A 25944-nucleotide genomic window follows, 5' to 3' on the forward strand; every position below is an offset into this window, starting at 1 on the left:
CCTTATTAGAGCGTCGGGAGGGGACAGCGCTGGCCCCACGGCGGGAAATCCTCAGGGGGATCCTCCGCGGCGTTTATTGATTCTACGGCTCACTTCGTCCTAGTAGTCCGAAATCCGGTTCCACTGGGAATCCTGCCTGCCGTGACCGGCGCTTTCCGGATGGGTCTCCCGGGCTGCAGCCGCTGGCGCCACTTCGGTGTGGCTACCGCCTGCAGCACCGGGAGGTAACCCGGAGTTCTTAGGCGGGAGGTCCGTTGTCCTTGGACCGGTGAGGATGGGACTCCTCGGTTTTTGTCTCTGCGAGATTAGCACGCACGGAGCGCCCGGATGACGCCGTTTCCGATTTCCCGGCTTCTGTTTCGTTCTTGTTATCCGGCGCCTCGGCGGCGGGTTCACGGCCGGGAAGGTACAGGGACCCCTCGCCGCCCTTGCGTGCCTTGATTGTCAGGTAAATAAACACCGCCAGGGAGGCAATCAGCAGCGCTGCACTGGTCCAGACATTAAGCCGTTGTGTGACGCCGAAAAGCGTAATCATTTCGGCGTCATCAATGCGCAGCAGCTCAATCCACAGCCGACCGGCGGTGTAGAAGGCCACGTAGAGCCAGACCAGCCGTCCGCCGCGCAGCCGGAACCGGCGGTCCAGGAGCAGCAGCAGTGCCACGCCGGCCAGGTTCCACAGCGACTCATAAAGGAAGGTCGGGTGGAACAGGGTGCCGGGTGCGGCGTCGGCAGGAAAATTGGGGTTGTCCGCGTCGATCTCCAGGCCCCAGGGCAGGTCTGTTTCCGCGCCGAAGAGTTCCTGGTTGAACCAGTTTCCCCACCGGCCCACGGCCTGGGCCAGGAGCAGGCCCGGTGCAGCGGCATCGGCGAAGGTGGAAAGCCTGATGCCCGCCCGCCGGCAACCGATCCAGGCACCCACTGCGCCCAGCGCCACGGCACCCCAGATGCCCAGCCCGCCGCGCCAGATCTGCGGAATGAGGGCCAGGTCCCCGTCCGCACCGAAGTAGGCGTCCGGCGAGGAAATGACATGGTAGAGCCGCCCGCCGATGATGCCGAAGGGAATGGCCCAGATGGCGATGTCCCAGACAGCGTCGGTGTTCAGGCCGCGGGCCTTCCAGCGCCGCGCGGTCAGCCAGAGACCCACCATGATCCCGGCCAGGATGCACAGGGCGTAGGCGTGGATGGTCAGCGGCCCCAGCGAGAAGCTGCTGAAGTCGGAGGAGGGGCTGGGGATGCTCGCGGGCACCGGCATGAGGTTCATCAGGGGGCCTTCGGAGTTCCGGAGTGCAGTTCACGGGTCAGCTCGGCGACGGCGGAAGCGCCGCCGTCGCGCAGGGCAGCCACCAGGGCGGTGCCCACAATGACACCGTCGGCGTATGCGCCGATTTCGCGGACGTGCTCGGCACGCGAGACACCCAGGCCCACGCACACGCGCTCCGCACCGGCGGCCCGGGCGGCGCTGACCACATCCCGGGCCGCGTCGCTGACGGTGTCCCGGGCTCCGGTGACCCCCATGATGGAGACGGCGTAGACAAAGCCGCGGCTCGCGGCGACGGTGCTCTTCATGCGGGCTTCGGTGGAGGACGGTGCCACCAGGAAGACCCGGTCCAGACCGTACTTGTCCGAAGCGTCGAACCATTCAGAGGCTTCATCCGGCACCAGGTCCGGAGTGATGAGCCCGGCTCCCCCGGCCTCGGCCATGCGGCGGGAGAATTCATCCACGCCCATCCGGACCACGGGGTTCCAGTACGTCATCACCAGCACGGCGGCGTCGGTGGCCGCGGTGATGCCGGCGACGACGTCGAATACCTGCGCCACGCGGAAACCGTCGGCCAGGGCCTGGGTGGTGGCGGCCTGGATGACGTGGCCGTCCATGACGGGGTCCGAATACGGAATGCCGATTTCAATCAGGTCGGCACCGTTTTCGGCCAGGGCAATACCGGCGGCGATGGTTTCCTCGACGCTGGGATATCCGGCGGGCAGGTAGCCGATCAGCGCGGCGCGGCCTTCGGCGGCTGCCCGGTCAATGGCGGCTGCGGCCTTGCTCTGCTGGACTTCGGTGCTCACAGCTGTTCCCCTTCTTTGCCGATCTCGGCTTCGGCTGACTGGTCATCCAGCAGGTTGAACCATTCAGCGGCGGTCGCGACGTCCTTGTCCCCGCGGCCGGAAAGGTTTACCAGCACAATCTTTTCGGAGGCGTCGCCTTCCTCGGCGAGCCGTCGGCCCACCTTGATGGCACCGGCCAGGGCGTGCGCGGATTCGATGGCGGGAATGATGCCCTCGGTGCGGCACAGCAACTGGAAGGCGTCCATGGCCTCGGCATCGGTGATGGGTTCATAGCTGACCCGGCCGATGTCGGAGAGGTAGGAATGCTCCGGCCCCACTCCGGGGTAGTCCAGCCCCGCGGAGATGGAATGCGATTCAACGGTCTGACCGTCCTCGTCCTGCATCAGGTAGGACCGTGCGCCGTGCAGCACGCCCGGGCGGCCCAGGGTGATGGTGGCGGCATGGCGGCCGGTTTCAACACCGTCGCCGCCGGCTTCAAAGCCGTAGATCCTCACTGACGGATCATCCAGGAAACCGTGGAAGATGCCAATGGCGTTGGAGCCGCCGCCGATGCAGGCGCAGACGGCGTCCGGCAGCCGGCCGGTCTGCTCCAGCATCTGGGCGCGGGCTTCCTCGCCGATGACTTCGTGGAAGTAGCGGACCATTGCCGGGAACGGGTGCGCGCCGGCGGCGGTGCCGAGCAGGTAGTGGGTGTTGTCCACGTTGGCCACCCAGTCCCGCAGGGCCTCGTTGATGGCGTCCTTGAGGGTTTCGGAGCCGTTGGTCACCGGAATGACCTTCGCGCCGAGCAGTTCCATCCGGGCTACATTCAGGGCCTGGCGGCGGCAGTCCTCCGCACCCATGTAGACCACGCACTCCAGGCCCAGCAGTGCCGCAGCAGTGGCGCTGGCGACACCGTGCTGGCCGGCACCTGTTTCGGCGATCACCCGGGTTTTACCCATCCGCTTGGCCAGCAGTGCCTGGCCAAGGACATTGTTGATCTTGTGCGAGCCGGTGTGGTTCAGGTCCTCCCGCTTGAGGAAGATCCGCACCCCGCCGGCATGTTCGGAAAAGCGTTTGGCTTCAGTGAGCAGGGACGGACGGCCGGAGTAGTTCTTGTTCAGATCTGCCACCTGGGCAGTGAACTCCGGGTCGGCCTTCGCCTTCTCGAAGGTCTCTTCCAGCTCATCGAGGGCCGCGATCAGGGATTCAGGCATCCATCGGCCGCCGTACTCACCGAAATACGGACCGGAAGCATGGCGCAGGGAGGTTCCCCCGCTAAGGAAAGCGTCGGTGACGCTGCCTGATCCGGTTTCCGCTGCAGCGCCTGCTGCGTGTGCCTGTTCCGACTTCCCGATCATGGGGTGTGTGTCCTGTCCTGCTTGAGCCCGGGCTATCTTTGCCCGGACAGGGAGTTTGGAGCTATGGGTTGGCTTCCACGGCGCCGCGCGCGGCAATGGCGGCGGCCCCCGCTGCGGTGAATTCACCGATGGTCTGTGCCGGGGAGGCGTGCTTCACCAGCGCTTCACCCACCAGCACCGCGTTCGCCCCGTGGGAGGCATAGTGTTCGACGTCGGCGGCGTCACGGACACCGGACTCGGCTATCACTACCGGCCCGGCCGGAATGCTGCCGGCGAGCGAGGCGAAAACCGAACGGTCGACGTCGAGCGTCTTGAGGTTGCGTACGTTGATGCCGATGAGCCGGGCGCCCAAGGCCACGGCCCGCTCGACTTCCTCGGGGGTGTGCGTCTCCACGAGGGCGTTCATGCCCAGCTCGTGGGTGAGGTCGAGGAAACTGCGCAGCTGTGCGTCATCCAGCGCCGCAACGATCAGTAGGATCAGGTCCGCGCCGTGTGCCCGGGCTTCCCAAATCTGGTACTCGTCAACGGTGAAGTCCTTGCGCAGCACCGGAATTCCGACCGCGGCGCGGACGGCGTCCAGATCCGCCAGTGAGCCGCCGAACCGGCGCTCCTCGGTGAGGACGCTGATAACCGCCGCTCCCCCGCGCTCGTAGCTGGCGGCGAGGGCAGCCGGGTCGGCGATGTCGGCCAGGGCGCCCTTGGAGGGGCTGCTGCGCTTGACCTCGGCGATGACCCGCAGCTCGGTGCGCGGCTCGGCGTTTCCGCCCAGCGCCGCGAAGGCATCAAGCGGCGCCGGAGCCAGAGCGGCGGCGTCGCGCACCTGCTCCAGCGATACGCCCTGCCGGCGCCGGGAGAGATCCTCCCGGACGCCGGCAATGATGTCGTCGAGAACGCTCACCTAGTGGCTGCTGTTCTTCAGCTTCGATCCGTTGACGCCGTAGCCTGCCTTACGCATGATGAAGCCCACGACCAAGCCGATGAGCATCACGGCGATGCCGGCGAAGAAGCCGACGTAGCTGGCCATGATGTAGGCGACGGATGAAACAGCGGCACCGATGATCATGATGAGGACGCAGGTCCATGCGGCGGGCGTGTTGCCGTGCCCGATGGTCTCGTCGTGGATGCTTGCGTGGGCTTCGCCCTCGTTTTCCCGGCCGGCTTCGAGGTGCTGGTCAGTGGTGTTTGTGCTCATGGTGAATCTCCTCTTAACGAATCTGGGTTCCATTCTGCCATTAGCTGGACGGAAACCCTCTTATATGTAGCTTTGGTGCGGGTCTATTTGTCGGTCGGGTCTTCGCCGCGGGAGAGCTGGTCCCAGCCATCGATCTCGTCCACGGGTTCAGCGTCCCGGTCCTCGGGGGTGCCGGCCGTGCCGTCGCCCGGGGTGCTCGCGCCGGTTCCCCCGTCGCTGTCCCCTGCGGCGCCCGCCGCAGGGGCCGCGTAGCGGCGCGAGGTGGTCCAGTGCCGTCCCGCGAGGGAGAGCCAGACACCGGCGAGTGCAATGAGGATGCCGATCACCAGTGCCGCATACGGCATGGCGGTCAGCTCCACCGCGGTGCCTTCCGCGGAGCTGACGCCGATGGCCTTGCCGATGGCCCCGGCCGCGCCCTGAAGCGGGTCGCTGATGATCCGGTAGCTGGCTACCGCAACACCAATACCGGAGATCACAAGGATGACGCCGATGACCCAGCGGGCAATCCGTCCCGCGATGGCTGCCGCCAGGGCGGCGGCCACGGCCACCACGGCGAAGGCAGTGACCGCAGTGGCGGCGTCGCTGCCGGGAACAGCCACATCCGGGGTCACGACGCCGGTGGCCGGCAAAGTGACATTCAGCCAGGTCCGGGTGGTGGTGCCGAAGGCGAGGGCCGCCAGCAGGACGGTCCCCATCACAACGTTTGCCTTCCGCCGCCAGCGGGGTGCCGGCGGAGTGGAGCGGGATGATGCGGCGGGAGGGGTGCTCACTTGTCTGCTTCCTGGGGTAAGGATTCTTGCGGTACGGATCCGCGGGTGGCGGATGCGGAAGGTACGGAGATGCGGTCCGCCGGTGTACCCGGTTCGGTGTCGCCGGGTGCGGCGACGGTTTCCAGCGATCCGGCGATGAGCGCCGCCCGGAGGGGTGCGGCCGCCTTGTTCACGGTTTCCTGTGCTTCGGCTTCCAGATCGGAGTCGTTGACAATTCCGCCGCCGGCCTGCACATAGGCCTTGCCGTCGCGCAGCAGCGCCGAGCGGATGGCGATGGCCATGTCCATGTCCCCGGCGAAGTCCAGGTATCCGACCACGCCGCCGTAGATGCCGCGGCGGTGCGGCTCAACCTCGTCGAGCAGGCGCAGGGCCCGCGGCTTCGGCGCGCCGGAGAGGGTGCCGGCGGGGAACGTTGCGGCGAGGACGTCGTAGGCCGTGGAAGTGTCGGCCAGGCGCCCGACGACGGTGGAGACCAGGTGCATGATGTGGCTGAAGCGCTCCACTTCCATGAACTGGGTGACGTCGATGCTGCCGGGGCGGCAGACCTTGGAGAGGTCGTTGCGGGCCAGATCCACCAGCATCAGGTGCTCGGCGCGTTCCTTCTCATCTTCCAGCAGCTCCTCGGCCAGTGCCCGGTCCAGTTCGGCGGTCCGGCCGCGGGGACGGGAACCGGCAATCGGGTGGGTGATGACATCGCGGCCGGTCACCGTGACCAGCGCTTCCGGCGAGGATCCCACCACGTTGAACGGGTTGCCGTGGGCGTCTTCGAAATTGAAGAGGTACATGTAGGGGCTGGGGTTGGTGGTGCGCAGTACCCGGTAGACGTCCAACGCCGCGGCCCGGCATTCTGCTTCGAAGCGGCGCGAAATGACCACCTGGAACACTTCCCCGTCCACGATGGCCTGTTTGCCGCGCTGCACGGCGCGGGTGTAGTCGGGTTTCGGCCAGCTTTCCTTGACGTCGGAGGTCAGGTCGGCGGTGTCGACTCCGCCTGCGGGAAGCACCGACACGGCCTGCGGCGTGGGGGACGCGAGGCGGTCGAGCATGGCACGCAGCCGGGCGACGGCGTCGTGCCAGGCCTCATCCACCCGCTCGTCCGAACCGTCGAAGTTGATGGCATTGGCAACCAGCGTCACCGTGCCGTCGCTGTTGTCATGGATGGCCATGTCCGAGACCAGGTTCATGGCGATTTCCGGCAGGTCCAGGTCATCGGCGGGCGGGTTGGGCAGCTTTTCCCAGTGCCGGACGGTTTCCCAGCCGACAAACCCCACCATGCCGGAGGTGAACGGGGGCACCTCCTCGAAGCGTTCGGTAGCCAGCAGCTCCACGGTCCGGGCCAGGGCTTCCACCGGACTGCCGTCCACCGGAACACCGGCCGGCGGCTGGCCGAGCCAGTGCGCCTTTCCGTCCAGGGTGGTGAGAGTGGCCCGGGAGCGGGCGCCGATGAAGGAATACCGGGACCAGACGCCGCCGGACGCGGCGGATTCCATCAGGAAGGTTCCCGGCTCGCCGTTGGTGAGCTTGCGGTAGATCCCGATGGGGGTGTGTGCGTCCGCCAGGACCGTCAGGCGGACCGGGATGACCCGGCGGTCGGCGGCCAGGGACCGGAATTCCTCCAGGCCGGGGCGGATGGCTCCAAGATCGCGCATGGTGTTCTGCTTCCCTATCGGGTTCGGGTACGGCGGGTGATGGTGCGGCGTTGCGGGCGGTCCGGTCAGCGGGTGCCGACGGCGGCGTCCAGTTCGCGGCCGTCAAAGCAGGTCCGGGTGCCGGTGTGGCACGCAGCGCCTATCTGGTCCACGCGGACCAGCAGGGCGTCGCCGTCGCAGTCCAGCGCCACGGACTTCACCCACTGCACATGTCCGGAGGTGTCTCCCTTGCGCCAGTATTCCTGCCGGGAGCGGGACCAAAAGGTCACCCGGCCGCTGGTCAGCGTGCGGTGCAGGGCTTCCTCGTCCATCCAGCCCAGCATCAGCACCTCGTTGGTGTCGTACTGCTGAACAATGGCGGCCACCAGCCCGGCGTCGTCGCGCTTCAGGGCGGCGCGGATCTCGGGGGCAAGCTGCGGAGTCTGGGGAGAAGGTGTGGAGGACATCGTACTGATTCTACTGCCCGCTGCTATCTGCCTGCCCAACCCGGGGTAATGTGCCGCTACGCCGCCAATTTCCGGCGTTCCATGCTAGTTTCAGCAGTGATGCATTACGTAGAACCGTCCCGTGAAGTCCTTGCCGAGACCTTGCTCGCGGCGGGTCCTGATGCGCCCACGCTCTGCAACGGATGGCAGACCCGCCAGCTGGCCGCACACCTCTACCTGCGCGAGCACAAAATCAGTTCCGCCATGGGCCTGTTCGTCAAGCCGCTGGCCGGGCGGGCTGACCGTGCCCTTGAAGAAGTTGCGCAGAAAGCCTCCACAACGGAGAGCTATGCCAAGCTGGTCCGCCAGTTCCGGTCCGGACCGCCGCTGCTCTCCCCCATGAAGATCAAGTCTGTGGACAACAGCGCCAACCTCAGCGAGTACTTTGTCCACACCGAGGACATCCGCCGTGCCGGCACCGACAGGTGGGCGCCGCGGGCGTTGGACAGCGACTATTCGGATGCCCTTTGGGCTGAACTGATCAAGCGTGCCGCCATCCTCTACCGCGGCGTGGATTTGGGAATCGTGCTGGTCCGTCCGGACGGGCCACGGCATGTGGCCAAACGGGCCCCCGTGTCCGTGGCGATTGTCGGCGAGCCCGGAGAGCTGCTGATGCACGCCCACGGCCGCACCCGCCATGCCCTGGTGATGTTCGAGGGCCAGCCGGACGCGGTTGCGCTGCTGGAGAGTGCGGAGATCGGAATCTAGGTTCCGACCCCCGCACGTCCCCGTTGGCTCCGGCGCTTAGGCCGCGGGACCGGTGTCCGGTTTGTCCGGTTTGTCCGGTGTGTGTCCGGCGGCTGCCGCCCTCGTGTCACCGCTGGTGTGCGCGTCCTTCTTGCCGAACGGCAGCACCTTTTTCAGCGGGTGCAGAACGGCCATGACCACCAGGCCCCAGGCCAGTCCGACGACGGCCGAGCACAGCGTGTTCACCAGCCAGGCCAGGAAGCCGCCCACCACTGCAATGCCGGCGAACGGATGCTCCAGGGTGTGGACCAGGTCATAGGGCGCGTGCCAGCCGAGGTCGGACGCCCCTACCAGCATGATGTGCCCGCCCACCCACAGCATCGCGATGGTTCCCACGAAGGTGATGGCCGCCAGGACGGCAGGCATTCCCTTCACCAGCAGGCCGCCGAGGCGCTGCGAGCCGGCCGAGTCCTTCTTCGCGAGGTGCAGGCCGATGTCGTCCATTTTGACGATCAGCCCCACAGCTCCGTACACAAGGATGGTGATCGCAATGGCGACGACCACGAGGATGACCGCACGGACCCAGATGGACGCATCGCCCACCTCGTTCATGGAGATGACCATGATCTCGCAGGAGAGGATGAAGTCCGTGGTGATGGCTCCCTTGACCACCTTGGACTCGGCGTCGGGCCCCCGCTCTACCGCCGGGGCTTCCTTGTCCTCATGGTGCCCGAAGAACTTGTGCCAGACCTTTTCCGCGCCCTCATAGCAAAGGTACGTGCCGCCGAGCATGAGGATGAACGGGATCACGCCCGGGATGAAGGCGCTGATCAGCAGCAGGGCCGGCAGGATGAACAACAGCTTGTTCCGGAGCGAACCCCAGAAGATTTTTTTGATCATCGGGAGTTCGCGGGACGGGTCGGCACCGGAGACGTACTGCGGCGTCACCGCTGCATCATCAATAACGACGCCGGCGGCCTTGGCTCCGGCTTTCGCTGCTCCCGCTGCGATGTCATCCACGGATGCGGCCGCGATGCGTGCCAGGGCGGCGACGTCATCCAGCAGTGCGACGAGCCCGCCGCTCACAGTCCGGCTCCGTGCTGATGTGATCCGGGCAGTTGGTCATGGAGAACGCCCTCGAGGCGCAAAATTGGCATACCGGAATTATAGAACCGGCGGGCAGCGGGTTCCCGGCTCAACAGGACCTATCGCCAAAGGAAGTACGTCCACGGTCCCTGTCCAGGCGAATCCTCCTTGGGCTCAGCAGCCGAAAATATCCGCGCTGGTGACAACCTTTCCAATGCGGATGCGTTCATAGGAGTCATCCCAGAATTCCAACCCCAGATGGGCCTTCATCCCTTTTCGAAGCGGATGGGTGCCGTGTTCTCCCTGAACGGGATGATCTCGGCCTCTACGGCCGTGGCGGGACGCCAGACTTCGCCTTTGAAGTCTTCAAGCATGCAGTTTCCCATCTCAGCAGTGCCGGTTTTGTAGGCAGGCAGGTACTTCTTTCCGTCCGCTGGCCGGTTTCCCACTACCTTCCAATGCCCGTGACCAATCAGTGCATCGAACGAATCGTGAAGATGTCACCGGCGTTCAGGGACGCTGCTCTTTGACGCTTGCCCATTCGGCTCCTCTCATCCTTTCGCCTCTTCCATCGCGCACATCAGTCGCCAAAGAGGTCCGCGCTTTTGACATACTTTCCAGCTCGGACGTCATCAAAGGAGTCTCTCCATGGCTCCAACCCGACATGCGCCCGGATAGCATCTTCAAAGATTGCAGCAGAGAGTGTCGTCCTGTTGGGCAGTATCTCCTTCTCCAGATCAGTAGCGGGCCTCCTCCTTGAACCCGAGAAGTCCACCACCATGTACTCCCCCGGCACACGCCACCCCGCTTTGTATGCTGGCAGGTATTTCCGACCGTCTACGGGCCTGTTCTGAAGCACCTGCCATCGCCCTGGCCGGAACAAAGCATCCCGCGACAACCCGGCAAAGAGGGGCCCAGACCCTAGCACCTCCGAGACCAGCGGCGGCACCTCTTCCTCCGGCACCACGCAATCGAAGATAACGATGTAATACGCGGACAGGTAGGAAGATACGACCTGCCCGACGGCTGCCCTGCCGTCGCCGAGCGGAATCTTGAACACGTCACCGTCTTCCAGAGGAGGCCATTCATGCTTCGTCACCGCTCACCCTCCAAGGACAGCCTCTGCATCTGCGCGTACTTTTCCATAAACCGGACTGCGTATTGAGCGTAGAACTTTGACGCCAGGTCCGGCTTCGACGCCACGTCTTCCACATGCCGCATCACGAACTCCACGGCCTCCGCCGGACGTCCGGTCAACACCAGGGCGATCGGACAGGTCATCCAGGGAGCCGCCGGGTTTCGAATATGTCCGCACTCTTAACCACGTCTTTTACCCGTATTCGGTCGAATGCCGGATTCCAAGGCTCCAAACCCATATGCGCACGAATAGCGCGTTCAAAGCGGATCGAAGACGTAGTCTTCCTAAATGGGAATATCTCTTCCTCCAACGCAGTGGCAGGACGCCACTGCGTTCCCTCAAAATCTATAACCCTGCAGTCTGCAAACTCGCTTGTTCCAAGCTTATACGCCGGGAGGAATCTAGTCTTGTCTGCGGGATAATTTCCTAGAACTTCCCATTGTCCTGGCTTGAAGTGACCATCAAACGTCAGGCCAGAAAAGACTGGATCAGCCTGGAGCGCTTCTGGTGCCCGCGAGAGGAGCTGTTCCTCAGGTACCGCAAAATCAAAGATTACAATATATATGGATGCCAAGTGCGTGGCTATAACTTGACCCATCGCAGCGCGGCCATCACCCAACGGAACCTTAAAGGTATCGCCGCTCTTTAGGGGCGGAAATCTTTGACCCTTGCCCACGGAGCTCCTCCGAATTCTTCGTACCCGTTATTGTTCATTTGGTGGCGTCGATTGGAAAGCGAACCCTCCGGATTGCCCAAATCGGTTGGTCCCTCCAGTTTTCTTATCCAATACTCCTCCAGACGGTCCAACTCGATACCAGGGACGGCTCGTCCCAATTCCCCCCTCCGGACCGATCAGCCGCGACCGGCGTCCCAAACCGTCGTAGACACACTCCGTCCGGGACCCGTCGGGCTCGGTGACGGAGGTCGGCTCACCGCCAACGTCATAGGCATACACCGCGAACGAGCGGGGGGTGTGTTCTAAGGCACCGCCCTAGACACACCTCCGTCAATCTCTCTGCTGATGGCCTTCCGAATGCTGTAAGAATCGGGCCGCTCATTGGAAGCGGTGACATACGACGTCGTCGGGGGCCCAGGACACTGCTTGTCCGCCCCAGGAACCTAGCCCGACGCAGGACTGCAAGGCGCACCGGACGGCCTAGGCGCCATTCGCAAAGTTAGTCAGTCTGCGAAGGAGGGCTTCGTATTCGGCGTTCAGCGTCTCATCGATTACTCCATCTTTGTAAACGTAACGATCGCTAACACTGCCGCTGCCGTTTCCGAAACTTCTCGCGACCCAAGCCCGTGCCCCTAACACAACCTCCGGCGAGTTATCATTCCGAAGCTTCCCGGCCACTTCGCCATACCCCAGCGCCAAATCCGATAGGCCCATCACGCGCAGAATGAAGGCGAAGCGGGACATATCTCCAGTCAGCAGACCCATCTTATTTTGCATGGTTTACTCGTAACCCCCTCTTACTCCCATACCTTCCGCCGTGCTATTCCTAGGTGTCAGTCGCTGACGTCCAGTACGGTTACCGCGGCCGCAGGGATGGGACCGGACAGCCAGACTCCGGACTCCGACCGGTAAAAGGAAACACCACCCAGGACCGCCAGACCCGTATCAATGGCAAGAATCACCGGGGAGCTGTCCTTACGCTGCCCGACGTCCCTCGCCTGCTCCACGGTCTCCGCCAGGTGAACATACCGGCGCCCCATGGGCAGGATCCCGGCAGCGCGAATGACCGGGACGGTATCCCGCGCAGTCCCGTGGAAAAGCATTACGGGCGGCTCAACGGGTTCCTCCGCTGGTCGGACCGGCACGGAATGGCCATGAACCGCCCGGATCCGGCCGTCACTTATCTGATGGCGCTTTTTCTCGGCCGCCTCCAACACCTCGTGGAGCATCTCCTCATCAACGGCTTCCCACTCCGGACCTAACCCATGCAGGGCACCAAGCACCTGAGGAACCGGCGCCCATCCCTCCGGATCCAGCACCAGTCCATACTCACTTGGGGCATGCCGAAGCGCATGGGACAACACCCTACTGATCTCGGACCGGCTAGGGGTACTGCTCATTTGTGTGCTGCCTTTCAGTGGGCTTTTCACTGTCATCGGGCCCCTCGAAGCGTTCCGGGTCCAAACCAATCACTCCTTGCTGGCCCTTTCCTGGGCTAGGGTCAACTCCGGTCGAACTCGATGAAGTCGCGGGCGGCAGCTAGGAACCATTCCTCCATGGAGGCGTATTCCCTTTCCACCTTGCGCCAAGGCGCGCCATTCTCGTCGGGCCAGACATCCCAGTCATCGATCACTACAACCTTGCTGCCGGTCCAGCACGCCACATCATCGTTATCAGTCCGACGGGCAAAGGGAATGATCCCCCAGCCCGGGAATACCTGCTCAATATGTTGAGCCCGCCGCAGCTGCATCTCTCCTTGCAGGAGAAACCAAGGATGAAGATCGATAATCTCGCACTCGATCATGCGGGCATAAAGAGCGGGTAGCGATTGGGTTTGTGTCATCGCATCAGCTTAGGCATCATTGCAGGGACCCCCGCATGCAAGAACATTACAATTCCGCGTCTCGTCAAACATCGGGGTCTCCGCCGGGGTATACCCCCTCAACGTCCGCGTGGTCGAAGGATTTCTCCACCGTCGCTTACCAAAGCAACAGCAACACCATGCTTCGAAGCCAACGAAGTGAAAAGCTCCCGAGCCTCCAACTCCTGACTCCACGCGAACGCCCCGTAGATCACCGTGGTTCCAATCGAGTAGTCAGCAAGACGATCTTCCAAGTCGGGATCCTGGTGGAGTTCCATCTCCTTCGGCGAATCAGGTCCGTTCATCGGAGGGAAAGCTTGAATCAACTCTCTGTAAAACCTGCCTAACGAGGGAGTTGTTACGGCTACGTCATCGTACGAATGATTCTCTGCCCAACGCGACTGTTCAGACCACCATGCGGGAAAATCTGCATCAACCACACTGTCGGGTTCAAACGATAAAATATCGTAAGTCATAACGTGGAGACTACCCTTCCGCCCGTGTCTTGATCCTTGATACACGGACGATTCTCCAGGAATGTGCGGTCTATCTATCATGTTCTCAATGCGGCCAACTGCCTCGAATTCTGGAGTTACTGAATTCCCAGGACCGCCCAGCGATAAAATCATCCAGCGTTACCATCTAGGAACGTCACCCCGACGAAGGCCGACCGTACGGATAGTCCACCCAGGGGCCTGGAACTCCGTCCCCGGCAACCTTCTGCGCACCATTCTTAACCGCATGATAATCAGCTGGATAGCAGGCACCTTGCAACATGTCGTCCAGGTTCACGTTATCTTGGACCCGACCGTCTCCAAAGCGAACTTCATAGGAAAAATATGTCCTGCCAAATACAAGGGAGAGATGCCGTCGGGTCACCCTCGTTGCCCTGACGTACATCGGCAGTTCATCCACCATGAGGATCTCCTTAGGGTTAGTCGTCCACTGGCGCCCCGTCTGCGGAAGGCTATAGTGGATTACGACGTCGAGTCCGAAACGGGCACCGGCCGGGCAGCAGCCGCTCGCGTTATAGTTTTCCTCCTCAGCCGGTGCGCCGGGTAGCTATATCGATAGCCACAGACCGTAGATCCCCCAGCAGCCGATCAAGCTGTGAGCTAGCTTCATGATCGATTTTTCCGTCTACCATTATGAGCTGATCATTTAGGCTGCCCATTCCCCGGTAATCGCCAAGCACGTTTCTTGCTATCTCTTTTTGTACCGCTGGACTACCATCGGCTTCGATAATCAAGGCCTCAAGGGACTCGAAGTGTCTCGCCATATCTTCGTACGAGTATCGTCGATAGAGTTCGGCTAGCTTCCCAGCGATTTCTTCCATTTGGATGGTCATTTCAGATCCCACGAGCCGATTACTACTGGCTGATCCCCGTCGGCTAGAGTCCATGGCTTTTCGATCACTATCTGTTCAGTGCCACCCATGTACAAACCTCCCTGGTTCGCTATCACGCCCTTGTGGACCACAGTACCTGCAGGAAACTGCACTGCGAATCCAGTGTCCAGCGGGGCGGGTTTTCCGGTCGACTGCCAGACTGGAGGGAGCGCCTTATCAATTCGTGTTTGCAACACTCCCACCGGAGGGTCAGCCGAGAAAAACTGTCCCAGTGGCGTATCCTTTACGCCGGCTCGATACAAAACCGTCTCAGTATCTAATACGGACGTCGTGTAGCGACTTCCCGCGAAAGTTTCGGCGAGTTCGGGGCGCAGAGCTCCAAGCCGAGTGGGCGAGGTCGGATCTACTTTGTTGCCGATGCCCGGCAGCGGAACGGCGCTCGTGGCGCCATTCCGTGCGGCAGCCGCCATAGCACCCTGAAGGGTATGCGGACCCGGACCGTTGTAGTAGTCCCCCGCCCCGGTAATTGCCCCTTCGACCCCGTTCTCCACCGCCATTCGGATCACGGGATTGCTGACCATCCTGCCCGCGATCACGCCCACGCCGGCGCCCGTCATGGCCAAACCGCCGGAGATCCCGGCTTGGACCCAATTCACCTCTCCGGTAGTGGCTTTCTGGATCACGACGTCGGCACCGAAGCTGATCAGACCGGCGCCGAAGACCTGCCCGCCGGGCACGAACATCAGTGCCGCCCCGCCGATGATCGCAGCACCGCCGACGATGTATTCCCAGTTGCCCTTCACCCAGTCCCCCGCAGCAGCCAGGGCACCGCGGCTCGAGGCGTCGTACGCCTTCAAATCCTCATCGGTCAACGGACGCAGACCCGTCGGGTCACTGGCGTTCAGCGGGTTGTTGCCTGCATAGGAGTACGGGTTGCCGTCCCACCCGGCGCCCAGGACCGGGGACAGCGGGTCGGTGGAAAGGAAACCACGGGCCGCCGGGTCATACGCCCGGGCGCCGAGCCATTCCAGGCCGGCAATATCCAGGCCGCCGTCACCGGTCAGGCCGATGCCTGCCGACAAACCACCAGCTGTACCGGGCATTGCACCCAGGCCGGGCCCGGCACTACCGGACACGGCGCCCGGTTCCGGAATGACCGAAGCACCCAGCACCGCCCACGGATCGTCCTGAACCGTGGCCCGGGCAGCACGCCACCCCGGAGCGAGCCACGCATCCCCGACACCTGTCACACCACCGGGCAGGGACAATATCTGCTCGCCGCCGACGCCGGCCAGCGTCGGGATCGGGCTCGCGCTGTCCCACCACACCGCGCACCCGTCCACCGAGGCAAGTTCACCGAGGGCATCCACCCACAACGTATGCCGGGCTGTTTCGGCTCCGTCCGGGGTGCGGTCCACGGTTGCCTGCAGGTACCCGGTCTCGCCCCAGGTGTATTCGGTCCAGGACCCGTCCGGGCGAATCAGCCGTGACCGGCGACCCAACCCGTCGTAGACATACTCGGTCCGGGACCCGTCCGGCTCGGTGACGGAGGTCAGTTCACCGGCAACGTCATAGGCATACAGCCGAGAACCAACCGGGGTGTGCTCGCGGACCAGCCTGCCGCCGACGTCGTACTCCCACTCCGAAACCTGGGACCGCACGGTAGCAGCCGCACCGGACTCACCCAACGGCGTGGTCGCGGCGGCGACGAGCTGTCCCGCACCGTCGTAGCCGTACCGGGTCACGGCACCGGCACGGGTCAGGCCGGTGATCCGGCCGTCCTCGTCGCGGCCGATCAGGGTGATGTCCGCGGAGGCGTCCGAAGCGGAGCCCATCCTGCGGGTGTGCTCTGCCAGGTAGCCGTTCCGGTAGACCCATTCCTGCACCAGGTCCCCGGCCGTGACGGCGGTCAGCCGGCGGGAAGCGTCATGCGTGAACTGCGCTTCCCCCAGCCGGGGGTTGTACACGGTCTTTACCCGCCCGGAGGCGTCCCGGGCGTAGGTGGTGGTACCGGCAGTGTCGGTGAAGGACGTACGGTTACCGTCCGCGTCATACTCCCAGGACATGCCCTCGGATCCGCGGGTACGGGAAGTCACCTGGCCCCGCCGGTTGAAGCCGAGTTCGTGCTCGACCGTCAGCCCGTCATCCCCGGTGTAATCGGTGACCACCACCCGCCGGTTCATCCGGTCGCGGTTCACCGACGCCAGCAGCTTCCCGTTCCGGGAGGTGCTCTGCTCCCGTCCGGCAGCGTCATACGTCCAGGTGGTGGTGTTTCCGTCCGGGTCGGTCTGGGAGAGCTGTCGTCCCGCCGGATCATAGGTGGCCGTGGTGACCCGGCCCAGCGGATCACTGACCCACTCCACCTTGTCCGTTGCGGAATAGGTCCGTGTGGTCACCCCGCCCAGCGGGTCGGTGATTCGAATAAGCCGGCCGCGGACGTCGTACTCGAACAGGGTGCGTCCGCCCACACCGTTGACGGTTTCGGTCAGTTCCCCGGCCACGTTGTAGCGGAAACGCCGGGTCCCGTACCAGGAATCCTGGGAGAAGCTCAGCCGTCCGGCCTTGTCGTACCCGTACCGGGCATTACCCCGACCGGGGGTGACCCGCAGGATGAGCCGGCCGCACGCGTCGTACTCGAACGTCTCCGTCTCCCCGGTGGGAAGGATCCGGGCGATCACGCGCTGATCGGCGTCGTAGACCAGTTCGGTGACCGCACCCAGCGGGTCGATGGTCTTCCACGGGCGACCGCAGACGTCGTACTCGTACCGGGTCACCGCCCCGGACGGGGAGGTCACAGAAGCGATCTTCCCGGCCATGTCCCGTTCCAGGCGGGTGAGTCCGCCCTCGCCGTCGAGCAGTTCCACCGGGTTGCCGGCGGCGTCGTAGGTGGTCAGCTCCGCGGAACCATCCGCCGCTTCAGCCCTGACCGGGCGGCCGTATTCGTCGAAACTGTAGGTGGAGGAGGAGAACGCATCAGCCACGGTGGCGGTGCCGGCCCTGCGGTCGGTCACGGTATCGGAGCGGACACCGGTGGGGTCGACGACGGCGGTGAGGTTGCCGACCTTGTCGTATTCCCGGATCCAGTCGTGCCCGGCCGGGTCGGTGATCCCTGTCAGCCGGGAGAGCGTGTCATGGGTGAAGCCCCAGCGGGCACCGTCGGGCAGGATCGCCGCGGTGACGTTGCCCAGTTCATCGAACACGCGCTCAATGCTGCGGCCCAGCGGATCAATGGTGCGGACCAGTTCCCCGTTGGCCGCGTATTCCAGTGCAGTCCGCCCCCCGTCCGGGGCAACGGACGCGATAAGCCGCCCGGCGGCGTCGTACTCGAAAGCCCAGACTGCACTATCCGGGTCTTCGCGCCGGACCAGCATGCCCGCAGCGTCATAGGTGAAGCGGGTCTGCGCGCCGGAGGGAGTGATCGAGGCAACAGGGCGGCCGGCGGCATCGCGCACAATTCGCGCGGTGTCCCCGAGGGCGTTGCGGGTGGCCACCAGGTCACCGAAGTCGTCATAGTCGAACTCAACGGATACCCCGGCGGGGTCCGTGACCCGGGTCATAAGCCCGTGGTCCCAGATCAGTTCGGTGCGTCCGCCCAGCGGATCGACAATCACCGAGGGGTCACGGCAAAGATCGTCCGCGTATTCGTAGGTGACGATGGACCCGGATTCGGTGACCAGGGTGGTGATGCGGTCCTGCTCGTCCCAGCCGTAGGTCAGGTCTGCGCCCTCAGGGGTGACCGTGCGGATTTTCCGTCCCCGGTCGTCGTAGGCGTGGACGGTGACGGAGCCGTCGCGTTCTGTGAGGGACACGAGATTGCCGTGCCGGTCGTACGCCATCGATTGGCGCTGGTCGTGCGAGTCCAGGACGCCGACCAGCCGGCCCTTGGCATCGGCGATCCAGGAGTTGGAGCGGGTGCCGTCTTCATCCGAAACCGCGGTGACCCGGCCGGGCAGGTACGCGAACCGGGTGCGGCGGCCGTGCTGGGTGACCTGCAGGGTGACGCGGCCCTGCTCGTCGTAGATGTTTTCCGCTTCCAGCACACCGGCGGCGGAGTAGACGGCGTCGATCAGCCCGGCGTCGTTCCACCGGTACGTCCGTGTGCCGGTCTCCGTCGTCACTGAGACCAGGCGGCCGGCGTCGTCGTACCCGTACTCGGCCCGGCGCCCGTCCGAGGCCCGCACGACGGCGGCACGGCCGCTGACGTAGTCGACGTTCAGGAAGCGGCCGCGTACGTGGGACAGCCGGGTGACCTCACCCGGGCGGCCGGCGTCGTCGGCCGTCTCCTCCCGGTGCACGGACACGGTGCGGCCCGGCCCTGACCCGGCACCGAGCCAGACCCCGGCCGGGGTGTAGGCCCACCATGCGCCCTCATTGTTCCGGACCACCAGGAGTTCCGTGCTGCCGTCGGGCAGGGAGGTGAGCTCTGCAAAGCCTGCAGCCGGCTCGCGGGTCAGCCAGTAGTTCTCCCCCACGGCTCGACCCCAACCCTCACCTTCGCGGGGGAAATCCACGGCCCGGCCGTCGGCCATAATCCACCGGCAGCCCTCATCCGAGAGCACCAGCTCCTGGTCTAGGACCGAGGACCAACCCGGACCAAATACTCCGGAAACCTCCTGCGGCGCCAGCGAGTTGTACATCCGGGACAGCACCAGGTTCGAGGCCGCGCCGGCGAAGCCTAAATCCGTTTCGGGTTCGACGAAGTTACCGGTGGCCGTGTTCACCGGGTCATTGGCGTACCCGGTGGTCGGGACCGCGCCGTAGGCCGTGGGCGGATCGATCTGCAGGCTGTCCCTGGTGACGTCCACGCCGGCGGCGGTCAATGCAGCCTCCAGGGCGGCGTCCGAGACGGTCGAGACGTTCCCTTCTCCTCCGGCTGCAGCGAAGGCATCAGCCACGACGGTGGCCCACCGGGCGTCATTCTCGTTGGCGTCCAGATACTCGTTGTAGGCGTTGATGACGCCCTGAGCGTCGATTCTGCCCCAGTTGCATTGCGCAGCGAAGGAGGAAAGGTGCTGGCTCAGGGTGCCCGGCGTAGCGGACAAATCCGCGTCCAGGCCGCGGGAGCCGACGGCGAAGGAGCGCAGGTTCGACGGCCGTGCCGAAGATGTGCCGCCCCCGTATCCTCCGGTGCCCGGCGGTGGCGTGTCCCGCTGGCCGGACGCTGCCGTCGCCGCGGGGAAGGTTGGGGCGGGGTAGCGGTCTTGGTTGGGTCTGGGTTCCTCACCGCCGAACCAGTCGCCGATTTCCTCCAGCCAGGTGCGGTTGTTGTGCCGCCACACCCACTCGTTGTTCTCCCGGCGCCGGTCATCTTCCTCGTGCCCGGCCTCGATCATCGTCCCGGCGTAGCGTGCCACATCGCGTAGCGCTGCAGCCAGGTTCCGGGCGTCAGTGGCTGCCACCACCGCGTTGTCCTGGAACTTGGTTGCAAAGTTTCCGTCGAAGTCCTCTTTGCCGGTTGCAACGTACGAGGCACGCGGCCCTGCCTGGCCATCCAGCCGTGAGGCCGCCTGTTCAAACGCCGATTTAAGTTCCTCTGCCACGGAATAGACAAACCGTCCCCGGGAATCTTCCGGCAGCAACGGCACTTCAACAAACTTGGTGTCAGACATAATCAGGGCCCCCACTGAATGAACCGGAAGAAAAAGCAAAAGTAGAATTCATCAACCCCGGCAGGGCCTGACCCGGAATACCCACGGGGCAGGCATGGAATCGCCGCTGAATACCAGCGGCACGGACTCCCGGTCCGTGCCGGCAGGGTTCAGGGCCGTCGGGAAACTATCAGAGCGATAAAACGGCGGGTGACCGCCGGCTCGCATGAACCGGCGGCTACCCACCGTTCCCATCACCTGCAGGTGACGGAAACTAGGCGCCGCCGCCTGCGGAGAAGATGTCCTGCGAGATCTTCTGCAGCTGGGTGCGCAGCTCTTCGAGCTCCTGGCGGGCCTTATCCAGGGCGGCCTTGGTCTCCGGCCACGTGGATCCCCGGAACTGGGCAGCCAGCGGGCCGTCCCAAGTGTTCGGATCGGACAGGATCTTGCCCTGCGCATCCAATGCCGAGATCTGGTCGGTGAAACCGCCGTTGATGATGGACTGCACCTGATTGATAGCAGACTTCGCCTGCTCGGTGGACAACACGCGTGACATGGAATTCCCCCTCTAATGACATTTACCCGCCGAGCGTTTAATGCCGGCGACCGGTCGTGGGAGAACTTACCAACACCAGCCTATTAAGCCAACGACTTACCCGAAACTACTTGTAAATTCCGGAGCAGATACCCGTTTTTTGCTTCTAAAAACAAGAGTGCCTGACCCGCAAAGAGCCCTAAACACAGTTGAGGCGCCCCACCGGCCGGTGGGGCGCCTCAACTGACTACGGGACCGGTTTAGATGGTCGCCGTGTCAATGACGAAGCGGTAGCGCACGTCGGACTTCAACACGCGCTCGTACGCGGTATTGATGTCCTTGGCGTCAATCAGCTCCACCTCGGGGGCGATGCCGTGCGCGGCGCAGAAGTCCAGCATTTCCTGGGTCTCGGCGATGCCGCCGATATTCGAGGCAGCGTAGGAGCGGCGCTTGCCCATCAGGGTGAACACGGAAATCGGCATGGGCTCGGGCGGAGCACCCACACTGACCATGGTGCCGTCCAGCCTCAGCAGGGCCAGGTACTGGTTGAGGTCGAGCGGGGCGCTGACCGTGTTGATGATCAGGTCAAACGTGTTGGACAGCTTCTCGAAGGTGCTCTCGTCGCTGGTGGCGTAGTAGTCCTTCCCGCCGAAGCGCAGTCCGTCTTCCTGCTTGCTGAGCGTCTGGGACAGGACGGTCACGTCGGCGCCCATGGCGACGGCGATCTTCACGGCCATGTGCCCCAGGCCGCCCATGCCGACGACGGCGACGCGCTTGCCCGGTCCCGCGTTCCAGTGGGCGAGCGGCGAGTAGGTGGTGATGCCGGCGCAGAGCAGCGGTGCGGCTGCTTCGTAGGAAATGCTCTCCGGGACGCGCAGCACGAAGTCGTCATTGACGACGACGGAGGTGGCGTAGCCGCCCTGGGTGATGGTGCCGTCCACGTCCTTGCTGGCGTAGGTGCCCACGTTGCCGTTCAGGCAGTAGTTCTCCATGCCGGCCTTGCAGTTCTCACACTCGCGGCAGGAGTTGACCATGCAGCCCACGCCGACGCGGTCGCCGACCTGGTGCTTGGTGACCTCGGATCCGACCTCGGCGACGGTGCCGACGATTTCGTGCCCAACGACCTGCGGGTAGGCAATGGGACCCCACTCGCCGCGGACGGTGTGGATGTCAGAGTGACAGATACCTGCGTAGGCAATGTCGATCAGCACGTCATGCGGGCCGACCTCGCGGCGTTCAATGGTGGTGGGAACCAGCGGATCCGTGGCAGAAGTGGCGGCGTAAGCGCGTGCGGTGGTCATACTTCTCCAAACTCTGGGGGATCAGTGCCGTAGGGCACTTAGAGCACAAGGCGGATCCGGCGCCGTTTATTTCCATATGTTCGCGGCCCGGCCCGGATACCATTGAAGGCGCCCGGCTGGTGGCGCCCACACTTCACACCGCAAGGAACCCGATCCCGTTGAATCGAAAATCACTCAAAGAGCACGGGTTTACCGGCTTCCGGCCCCTCCAGGACCTCGACACCAACCGGATTCCGCAGCGGCAGGGGATCTTTGCCGTGCTTCGGCCCCCGGAGTTCGAGCCGCGGTTCCTGGCCAAAAGCACTGCGGGGGTTTTCAAGAAGAAGGATCCTTCCCTCTCCAAGGCGGACCTCGCCGCCGAGTGGGTGGATGACGCGGACGTCCTGTTCCTCGGCAAGGCCGGGGCCGGCAGCAAGGGCAACCGCGGCCTGCGCCGCCAGATCTCCGAATTTGTGGACTTCGGCAGGGGTAAGCCGCCGGGCCACTGGGACGGCCGGCTGGTCTGGCAGCTGGCGGACGCGGACAGCCTTCTTGTGGCTTGGAAGGAACTGCCGCCGGAAGATCTGAACCCCGCCCTCGCGGAGTATCAGGCGGAGTTCATCCGGCAGTACGGCCGGCTCCCTTTTGCGAACCTCGTCCAGGCACGGGGCTAGGGGCATAGCCCGAAAGGATCTAGAAGTAGGCGTACGGGTCGTTCAGCGCGCTGAGCACGCCGGACGCGACCGCGAACCCGGTCAGCAGGGCGAACACCGTAAACGGCCACCACCTTTGCATCCGTGTCCTCCCCTGCCGGACCCGAGTGGTCAGATACACCGAGAAGACGGCCCAGGGCAGGGCGACGAACGCGAAGATGATTAGCGAGAGTCCCATTCCGCCCTCGTCGCAGCCGGAACCGTAACCGGTTTCCGGGGTGCACACCATCCGCGACGGGTAGTGCCCCAGATTCATCCCGAACAGCAATGCCGGCAGGGCACAGACAAGCACACCTGCAAGAATGAACCCTGCCGTCCCAGCGTCCTGACGGTTCACTCGCTTCGCACGTTCCGGGCGTCCAGAAATCACCACGCGGTCAGCCCAGCAATGCCCGGTTTTCCCCTGCGGCAGCGCTAAGCCTCTTGCTGAACAGCTCATACTCACCGTCTTGACCCGTGGCCGCATAACCCGCGGCCCGGTACAGCAGATGGGCATCATTGCTACGGTAGACACCGAGTTCCACAGCGCGGGCGCCGGTTGCGTGCACCGCCTGCTCGAACGTCTCCAGGAGGAGCCGCCCCATTCCTTCGCGATGGCTGCCGAGGACGCTGATCGAGACCAGCGTTGCTTTGTCGCTGTCGAGGGTCCCCATCACATACCCAAGCGGCTGGCCCTCTGCGTCAAGGCAGACGAGCGTGTGCGGAAGGCAGTCGATCCAGAGTTCCAGGTTCTGGTCGAGAACCGTCAGCCAGCACAGGAGCGCGTGCGGCTCGATGGTCTCCATGTATTCGCGCTCCTGGCGCAGGATGAAGGGCAGGTCGCTTAATTCGGCGCGCCGGAGGCGTGTTGGCATAGTCATTGAGCGAAGCATGCCACACCTCTCCGCGTTATAGCAGAAGCCGGGCGCAGCCCTGCGCGCCCTCACGGCCGGCCCCTGATCGGCCGTGAGGGGCACCGGCTAGCGGACCTCGAACCCCGCGTCGCGGATGGCCTGCTTCACCTGGTGGATCGCATCGTCCGGGCCGAAGTGGAACACCGAGGCGGCCAGGACGGCGTCGGCCCCGGCAATCACGGCGGCCGGGAAGTGCTCGGGCTTGCCGGCACCGCCGGAGGCGATCAGCGGCACGTCCACCGCGGCGCGGACGGCTTTGATCATCTCGATGTCGAACCCCTCGCGGGTGCCGTCGGCGTCGATCGAATTCAGCAGGATCTCCCCCACACCGCGGTCGGCAGCCTCCTTCGCCCAGGCCACGGCGTCGATCCCGGTGCCCGTGCGCCCGCCGTGGGTGGTGACCTCGAAGCCCGACGGCGTGGCGCCGTCGTGCGTGCGCCGTGCGTCCACGGAGAGCACCAGCACCTGCGAACCGAAGTGCCGGGTAATCTCATCGATCACGTCCGGCCGGGCAACGGCCGCGGTGTTGATGGACGCCTTGTCCGCGCCGAAACGCAGCAGCTTATCGACATCCGCGATGGTGCGCACTCCCCCGCCGACGGTCAGCGGAATGAAGACCTCTTCGGCGGTGCGGGCAACGACGTCGAACGTGGTGTCACGGTTGCCGGAGGTGGCGGTGACGTCGAGGAAGGTCAGTTCGTCGGCACCGGCGCGGTCATACCGGTGCGCGAGTTCCACCGGATCACCGGCGTCACGCAGACCTGCGAAGTTGATGCCCTTGACCACGCGCCCGGCGTCGACATCCAGGCAGGGGATGACGCGGATGGCAACACTCATGGTGCGTCTCCCTAGATCCGGCAGGCGTGGATGGAGCTGACCAGGATGGCCCGGGCGCCGATGTCATAGAGCTCGTCCATGATCCGGTTGGTGTCGGACTTCTTGATCATGGAGCGCACGGCCACCCAGTCGCTGTTCTGCAGCGGGGACACGGTGGGCGATTCCAGGCCCGGCGTCAGGGCGGCGGCCTGCTCCACCAGGTCCTTGCGGACGTCGTAGTCCATCATCACGTACTGGCGGGCAACCAGCACGCCGCGCAGGCGGCGGATGAGGACGTCGACGCCGGCCGGGCTGGCGCCCTTGCGGCCGATCAGCACGGCCTCGGACTTCAGGATCGGCTCGCCGAAGATTTCCATTCCGGCGGCGCGCAGCGTGGTGCCGGTTTCGACGACGTCGGCAATCGCGTCGGCGACGCCGAGGCGCACCGAGGATTCCACGGCGCCGTCGAGCCGGACCACTGAGGCATTGATGCCGCGTTCGGCCAGGTAGGAGCGCAGCAGGCCGTCGTAGCTGGTGGCCAGGCGCTTGCCTTCGAGCTGATCAACGGAGGTGAAGTCCCCCACCGGGCCGGCGAAGCGGAACGTGGAGGCGCCGAAGCCGAGGCTCAGCACTTCCTCCGCGTCCACCTGCGCGTCCAGGAACAGGTCGCGGCCGGTGATGCCGACGTCGAGCGTTCCGGCTCCGACGTAGACGGCGATGTCGCGAGGGCGGAGGAAGAAGAATTCGACGTCGTTATCGGGGTCCACCATGACCAGTTCGCGGGTGTCGCGGCGCTGGCGGTAGCCCGCCTCGTTGAGCATGGCGGAGGCGGATTCGGACAGGGCACCCTTGTTGGGTACGGCTACACGGAGCATGGAAGCATCTTTCGCTGGAAGTTCGTTTTACTGAGAAGGTTCGACCGGCGGGCCACACACTGACGCAAGGTCAGCGCGCGGCTAGAGATGCTTGTAAACGTCCTGCAGGGTCAGGCCTTTGGCGAGCATCAGGACCTGGAGGTGGTACAGCAGCTGGGAGATTTCTTCGGCGCATTCGGCATCAGATTCGTATTCGGCGGCCATCCACACTTCGGCGGCCTCCTCAACAACCTTCTTACCGATGCCATGCACGCCCGACTCGAATTCGGCCACGGTGCGTGACCCGGCGGGGCGGTCCTGAACTTTCTGGCTCAGCTCGGCAAAGAGGTCTTCGAAGGTTTTCACATGCTCAAGGGTACGCTGTGGCGCCGGGTGGGGCGGAATCGTGGGGCGGGGTATGACGAGGCGGCCCGGCGGCGGCGTGCCCGGCGATGCGATGTCGAAATCCCCACCCCCGTTCCGTCCCCTGTACGACACCGCCACAATGGCGGTGTCGTCGAAGGAAAGTTCCAGGAGAACAAGGGAGACCGTCATGGCCAAGTATCTGTTGCTCAAGCATTACCGCGGTGCACCGGAACCGCTCAACAACGTGCCGATGGACCAGTGGACCCCCGAGGAAGTTGCCGCGCACATGCAGTTCATGCAGGACTTCGCCGACAGGCTGCAGGGCAGCGGTGAGTACATTGACGGGCAGGCCGTCGCGCCGGAGGGCACCTTTGTTCGGTACGACGGCGAGGGCCGGGCGCCGGTGACCGACGGTCCCTTCGCGGAAACCAAGGATCTGATTGCCGGCTGGATGGTGATTGATGTGGACGACTATGACCGCGCCGTCGCACTCGCCGGGGAACTCTCCGCCGCGCCGGCTGCCGGCGGGAAACCGCTGCAGGAATGGATCGAACTGCGGCCGTTCCTGGGCTCGCCCATTACCATCACGGAATAGCGCCG

Annotated in this window: 28 protein-coding genes; 3 read left to right on the plus strand and 25 right to left on the minus strand. The window is 64.4% G+C overall.

Features of this window, described 5'->3' with window-relative positions; translation table 11 throughout:
- Positions 1-238: 238 nt before the first annotated feature.
- From lgt to hisI, 8 genes are all read right to left on the minus strand, one after another.
- Positions 239-1261: a prolipoprotein diacylglyceryl transferase gene (lgt, locus tag AC5RTS_RS01920; protein ID WP_493990374.1), complete on the minus strand. Its 1023-nt coding sequence runs from the start codon at positions 1259-1261 to the stop codon at positions 239-241.
- Positions 1261-2067 carry a tryptophan synthase subunit alpha gene (gene trpA, locus AC5RTS_RS01925; RefSeq protein WP_493990375.1) on the minus strand — a complete coding sequence of 269 codons (807 nt, stop codon included), beginning with the start codon at positions 2065-2067 and terminating at the stop codon, positions 1261-1263. The genes lgt and trpA overlap by 1 nt, the downstream gene beginning before the upstream one ends.
- Positions 2064-3407, minus strand: a complete 1344-nt coding sequence (trpB, locus tag AC5RTS_RS01930) for a tryptophan synthase subunit beta (protein WP_493990376.1) — start codon at positions 3405-3407, stop codon at positions 2064-2066. Before trpB ends, trpA begins: the two co-directional genes overlap by 4 nt.
- A 61-nt stretch (positions 3408-3468) precedes the next feature.
- Positions 3469-4305: an indole-3-glycerol phosphate synthase TrpC gene (trpC, locus tag AC5RTS_RS01935; RefSeq protein ID WP_493990377.1), complete on the minus strand. Its 837-nt coding sequence runs from the start codon at positions 4303-4305 to the stop codon at positions 3469-3471.
- A complete protein-coding gene (locus AC5RTS_RS01940; RefSeq protein WP_493990378.1) occupies positions 4306-4599 on the minus strand; it encodes an HGxxPAAW family protein in 294 nt (97 codons plus the stop codon).
- An 83-nt stretch (positions 4600-4682) separates the two neighbouring features.
- Complete coding sequence (locus tag AC5RTS_RS01945) at positions 4683-5369, minus strand: Trp biosynthesis-associated membrane protein (RefSeq protein WP_493990379.1); 687 nt, start codon at positions 5367-5369, stop codon at positions 4683-4685.
- The gene (locus tag AC5RTS_RS01950) at positions 5366-7018 is read right to left on the minus strand and encodes an anthranilate synthase component I (RefSeq protein WP_493990380.1); all 1653 of its coding nucleotides are present in this window, start codon (positions 7016-7018) and stop codon (positions 5366-5368) included. The genes AC5RTS_RS01945 and AC5RTS_RS01950 overlap by 4 nt, the downstream gene beginning before the upstream one ends.
- Before the next feature lie 65 nt (positions 7019-7083).
- Positions 7084-7464: a phosphoribosyl-AMP cyclohydrolase gene (gene hisI, locus AC5RTS_RS01955; RefSeq protein ID WP_493990381.1), complete on the minus strand. Its 381-nt coding sequence runs from the start codon at positions 7462-7464 to the stop codon at positions 7084-7086.
- A 99-nt stretch (positions 7465-7563) separates the two neighbouring features.
- On the opposite strand from hisI, the gene AC5RTS_RS01960 reads away from it, so the two are divergent.
- The gene (locus AC5RTS_RS01960) at positions 7564-8211 is read left to right on the plus strand and encodes a TIGR03085 family metal-binding protein (protein WP_493990382.1); all 648 of its coding nucleotides are present in this window, start codon (positions 7564-7566) and stop codon (positions 8209-8211) included.
- A gap of 36 nt (positions 8212-8247) precedes the next feature.
- On the opposite strand, the gene AC5RTS_RS01965 is transcribed toward AC5RTS_RS01960, so the two are convergent.
- From AC5RTS_RS01965 to AC5RTS_RS02020, 12 genes are all read right to left on the minus strand, one after another.
- On the minus strand, positions 8248-9276 hold the full coding sequence (locus AC5RTS_RS01965; protein WP_493990383.1) for a DUF808 domain-containing protein: 1029 nt from the start codon (positions 9274-9276) through the stop codon (positions 8248-8250).
- 266 nt (positions 9277-9542) lie between these two features.
- The gene (locus AC5RTS_RS01970; protein WP_493990384.1) at positions 9543-9725 is read right to left on the minus strand and encodes a hypothetical protein; all 183 of its coding nucleotides are present in this window, start codon (positions 9723-9725) and stop codon (positions 9543-9545) included.
- Positions 9726-9856: 131 nt separating this feature from the next.
- A complete protein-coding gene (locus AC5RTS_RS01975) occupies positions 9857-10375 on the minus strand; it encodes an Imm26 family immunity protein (protein WP_493990385.1) in 519 nt (172 codons plus the stop codon).
- Positions 10372-10557 (minus strand): hypothetical protein, encoded by a 186-nt coding sequence (locus AC5RTS_RS01980; protein WP_493990386.1) that lies wholly within the window; start codon positions 10555-10557, stop codon positions 10372-10374. Before AC5RTS_RS01980 ends, AC5RTS_RS01975 begins: the two co-directional genes overlap by 4 nt.
- Positions 10554-11090 (minus strand): Imm26 family immunity protein, encoded by a 537-nt coding sequence (locus AC5RTS_RS01985; RefSeq protein ID WP_493990387.1) that lies wholly within the window; start codon positions 11088-11090, stop codon positions 10554-10556. Before AC5RTS_RS01985 ends, AC5RTS_RS01980 begins: the two co-directional genes overlap by 4 nt.
- 833 nt (positions 11091-11923) lie before the next feature.
- Positions 11924-12526, minus strand: a complete 603-nt coding sequence (locus AC5RTS_RS01990) for an RNA 2'-phosphotransferase (RefSeq protein WP_493990388.1) — start codon at positions 12524-12526, stop codon at positions 11924-11926.
- 65 nt (positions 12527-12591) lie between these two features.
- Positions 12592-12933: a hypothetical protein gene (locus AC5RTS_RS01995; RefSeq protein WP_493990389.1), complete on the minus strand. Its 342-nt coding sequence runs from the start codon at positions 12931-12933 to the stop codon at positions 12592-12594.
- Between the two features lie 98 nt (positions 12934-13031).
- Entirely contained in the window at positions 13032-13427 is a 396-nt protein-coding gene (locus tag AC5RTS_RS02000; RefSeq protein WP_493990390.1) for a hypothetical protein, read from the minus strand.
- A 566-nt stretch (positions 13428-13993) separates the two neighbouring features.
- Positions 13994-14299: a hypothetical protein gene (locus AC5RTS_RS02005; protein ID WP_493990391.1), complete on the minus strand. Its 306-nt coding sequence runs from the start codon at positions 14297-14299 to the stop codon at positions 13994-13996.
- Positions 14296-19908, minus strand: coding sequence for a DUF6531 domain-containing protein (locus tag AC5RTS_RS02010; protein WP_493990392.1), 5613 nt, complete (start codon positions 19906-19908; stop codon positions 14296-14298). Before AC5RTS_RS02010 ends, AC5RTS_RS02005 begins: the two co-directional genes overlap by 4 nt.
- Positions 19909-20161: 253 nt before the next feature.
- The gene (locus tag AC5RTS_RS02015) at positions 20162-20443 is read right to left on the minus strand and encodes a pyrophosphorylase (RefSeq protein WP_227902099.1); all 282 of its coding nucleotides are present in this window, start codon (positions 20441-20443) and stop codon (positions 20162-20164) included.
- Positions 20444-20682: 239 nt separating this feature from the next.
- A complete protein-coding gene (locus AC5RTS_RS02020; RefSeq protein WP_493990393.1) occupies positions 20683-21723 on the minus strand; it encodes an NAD(P)-dependent alcohol dehydrogenase in 1041 nt (346 codons plus the stop codon).
- 152 nt (positions 21724-21875) lie between these two features.
- On the opposite strand from AC5RTS_RS02020, the gene AC5RTS_RS02025 reads away from it, so the two are divergent.
- Positions 21876-22376, plus strand: coding sequence for a hypothetical protein (locus AC5RTS_RS02025; protein WP_493990498.1), 501 nt, complete (start codon positions 21876-21878; stop codon positions 22374-22376).
- Positions 22377-22395: 19 nt separating this feature from the next.
- Here the strand turns inward: AC5RTS_RS02025 and AC5RTS_RS02030 are convergent, their stop codons facing one another.
- From AC5RTS_RS02030 to AC5RTS_RS02050, 5 genes are all read right to left on the minus strand, one after another.
- On the minus strand, positions 22396-22707 hold the full coding sequence (locus AC5RTS_RS02030) for a hypothetical protein (RefSeq protein WP_493990394.1): 312 nt from the start codon (positions 22705-22707) through the stop codon (positions 22396-22398).
- Positions 22708-22792: 85 nt separating this feature from the next.
- Positions 22793-23275 carry a GNAT family N-acetyltransferase gene (locus AC5RTS_RS02035; RefSeq protein WP_493990395.1) on the minus strand — a complete coding sequence of 161 codons (483 nt, stop codon included), beginning with the start codon at positions 23273-23275 and terminating at the stop codon, positions 22793-22795.
- Between the two features lie 99 nt (positions 23276-23374).
- Positions 23375-24145 carry an imidazole glycerol phosphate synthase subunit HisF gene (hisF, locus tag AC5RTS_RS02040; protein ID WP_493990396.1) on the minus strand — a complete coding sequence of 257 codons (771 nt, stop codon included), beginning with the start codon at positions 24143-24145 and terminating at the stop codon, positions 23375-23377.
- 11 nt (positions 24146-24156) lie between these two features.
- The gene (gene hisG / locus AC5RTS_RS02045) at positions 24157-24999 is read right to left on the minus strand and encodes an ATP phosphoribosyltransferase (RefSeq protein WP_493990397.1); all 843 of its coding nucleotides are present in this window, start codon (positions 24997-24999) and stop codon (positions 24157-24159) included.
- A gap of 81 nt (positions 25000-25080) precedes the next feature.
- Positions 25081-25344, minus strand: a complete 264-nt coding sequence (locus tag AC5RTS_RS02050) for a phosphoribosyl-ATP diphosphatase (RefSeq protein WP_152218540.1) — start codon at positions 25342-25344, stop codon at positions 25081-25083.
- 187 nt (positions 25345-25531) lie between these two features.
- Here AC5RTS_RS02050 and AC5RTS_RS02055 point away from each other — a divergent pair, with 187 nt between their 5' ends.
- A complete protein-coding gene (locus AC5RTS_RS02055) occupies positions 25532-25939 on the plus strand; it encodes a YciI family protein (protein ID WP_493990398.1) in 408 nt (135 codons plus the stop codon).
- Positions 25940-25944: the final 5 nt, after the last annotated feature.

This window comes from Arthrobacter sp. MDT1-49-2 (assembly GCF_059090185.1).

Bases quoted from the DNA above. Each gene is read 5' to 3' on its own strand.
- AC5RTS_RS02010 (WP_493990392.1), bottom strand. From the start codon at position 19,908: ATGTCTGACACCAAGTTTGTTGAAGTGCCGTTGCTGCCGGAAGATTCC.
- AC5RTS_RS02055 (WP_493990398.1), top strand. From the start codon at position 25,532: ATGGCCAAGTATCTGTTGCTCAAGCATTACCGCGGTGCACCGGAACCG.
- AC5RTS_RS01995 (WP_493990389.1), bottom strand. From the start codon at position 12,933: ATGACACAAACCCAATCGCTACCCGCTCTTTATGCCCGCATGATCGAG.
- lgt (WP_493990374.1), bottom strand. From the start codon at position 1,261: ATGAACCTCATGCCGGTGCCCGCGAGCATCCCCAGCCCCTCCTCCGAC.
- hisF (WP_493990396.1), bottom strand. From the start codon at position 24,145: ATGAGTGTTGCCATCCGCGTCATCCCCTGCCTGGATGTCGACGCCGGG.
- trpB (WP_493990376.1), bottom strand. From the start codon at position 3,407: ATGATCGGGAAGTCGGAACAGGCACACGCAGCAGGCGCTGCAGCGGAA.
- AC5RTS_RS01980 (WP_493990386.1), bottom strand. From the start codon at position 10,557: ATGACCTGTCCGATCGCCCTGGTGTTGACCGGACGTCCGGCGGAGGCC.
- AC5RTS_RS02005 (WP_493990391.1), bottom strand. From the start codon at position 14,299: ATGACCATCCAAATGGAAGAAATCGCTGGGAAGCTAGCCGAACTCTAT.
- AC5RTS_RS01960 (WP_493990382.1), top strand. From the start codon at position 7,564: ATGCATTACGTAGAACCGTCCCGTGAAGTCCTTGCCGAGACCTTGCTC.
- hisG (WP_493990397.1), bottom strand. From the start codon at position 24,999: ATGCTCCGTGTAGCCGTACCCAACAAGGGTGCCCTGTCCGAATCCGCC.
- AC5RTS_RS01990 (WP_493990388.1), bottom strand. From the start codon at position 12,526: ATGACAGTGAAAAGCCCACTGAAAGGCAGCACACAAATGAGCAGTACC.
- AC5RTS_RS02000 (WP_493990390.1), bottom strand. From the start codon at position 13,427: ATGACTTACGATATTTTATCGTTTGAACCCGACAGTGTGGTTGATGCA.
- AC5RTS_RS02015 (WP_227902099.1), bottom strand. From the start codon at position 20,443: ATGTCACGCGTGTTGTCCACCGAGCAGGCGAAGTCTGCTATCAATCAG.
- AC5RTS_RS01950 (WP_493990380.1), bottom strand. From the start codon at position 7,018: ATGCGCGATCTTGGAGCCATCCGCCCCGGCCTGGAGGAATTCCGGTCC.
- AC5RTS_RS02035 (WP_493990395.1), bottom strand. From the start codon at position 23,275: ATGACTATGCCAACACGCCTCCGGCGCGCCGAATTAAGCGACCTGCCC.
- AC5RTS_RS01940 (WP_493990378.1), bottom strand. From the start codon at position 4,599: ATGAGCACAAACACCACTGACCAGCACCTCGAAGCCGGCCGGGAAAAC.
- hisI (WP_493990381.1), bottom strand. From the start codon at position 7,464: ATGTCCTCCACACCTTCTCCCCAGACTCCGCAGCTTGCCCCCGAGATC.
- AC5RTS_RS02020 (WP_493990393.1), bottom strand. From the start codon at position 21,723: ATGACCACCGCACGCGCTTACGCCGCCACTTCTGCCACGGATCCGCTG.